Below are 1,039 nucleotides of genomic sequence, written 5' to 3'. Positions count from 1 at the left end.
ACTAATCGTTGAAGGTGAGCGTCCCAACAAAGCGGCGATCTCTTTCTGGTTATGTTCTGCTTTCAATAATACGTAAATCTGGTATCTTTCTTCTTCGGTCAGCTGGTGGTAGCTCATCAGTGCTTCGTCTCTTGGTCGGGAGAAGCGCGGAGTCTACCAGCTGGCCCCTCTCCTTATCCAATTGCACTTATTATCCGAAACCGCGATGTACAAAATACCATGTCTGCTACTTTTGTTGACAGCAGTACCTGCGCAGGCAATTAGTGAATATGATTTGACAATAGGAGTGTTGGGAGCGCAGGGGAATAATGTATATTTCGAAACAATAGAGGATCGATCGGTTACTTGCCTTCATCAAAAACTATATATCGATATTACATCTGACTTTGGCAAATCTGCACATAGTAATTTGTTATTTGCGAAGTCTACCAGCAGGAAGCTTTCAAGAGTAGATTACGATCAAACAAGTGAAGGACAGTGTGTTGTAGCTTTGATTGAAGTTGAAGACTGAATAACCGGAATTACTCATTAGTCATTCCAGTCGGGTGGGCGTAGAAGTTTCTGATCTCCTTCGATCACTATGGGAGGAGGAGGTCAAAGATCAGTGTTCTCATGAGGGAAGGATACATGGGTCTAGTCTTTGATTTTTTAATCACCTGGCCGTGTACGAAAAATTGTAAACCTACGTAAAAGCAGTAGTAAATATACTGTATATCTATACACCCTTTTGTACACAAATTCTTTCAATCTGTTGTTTTAAATGAAAATAAAAGCTTATTGTGGCTCCTGAGGTCGCGGGTTCGATCCCCGTCAGCCACCCCAATATTCCCCATCTAAATCAAAGACTTACGAATCCTGCCCAGTGCGGGTTTTTTCGTTTTGGGGATTTGAGGGGTAATTCGTAGGGGTAATTTTCGTACACATCGCCCATCTCGCCCTCTCTGAACTGTATATGTATCCAGCATTTATTTAGGATCTTTAGGCGCCTTTTCCTTCTTTTTGATCCTTGCCTTGTCCAGTGAAAGCACCCGATCAGGTG

The 1,039-nt window shown here is 42.6% G+C and carries 2 protein-coding genes; one reads left to right on the top strand and one right to left on the bottom strand.

Annotation, left to right across the window (positions count from 1 at the left end):
• Positions 1–117 (bottom strand): helix-turn-helix domain-containing protein (locus tag ABVT36_RS19050; RefSeq protein ID WP_368457975.1); only part of this gene is annotated, 117 nt, incomplete at its 3' end.
• An 88-nt stretch (positions 118–205) separates the two neighbouring features.
• Here ABVT36_RS19050 and ABVT36_RS19045 point away from each other — a divergent pair.
• The gene (locus ABVT36_RS19045) at positions 206–511 is read left to right on the top strand and encodes a hypothetical protein (RefSeq protein ID WP_368457974.1); all 306 of its coding nucleotides are present in this window, start codon (positions 206–208) and stop codon (positions 509–511) included.
• The last annotated feature ends 528 nt before the right edge of the window (positions 512–1,039 follow it).

This window comes from Microbulbifer sp. TYP-18 (assembly GCF_040932045.1).
Classification (GTDB): Bacteria; Pseudomonadota; Gammaproteobacteria; order Pseudomonadales; family Cellvibrionaceae; genus Microbulbifer.
This window is presented reverse-complemented; position numbering and strand designations above follow the sequence as displayed.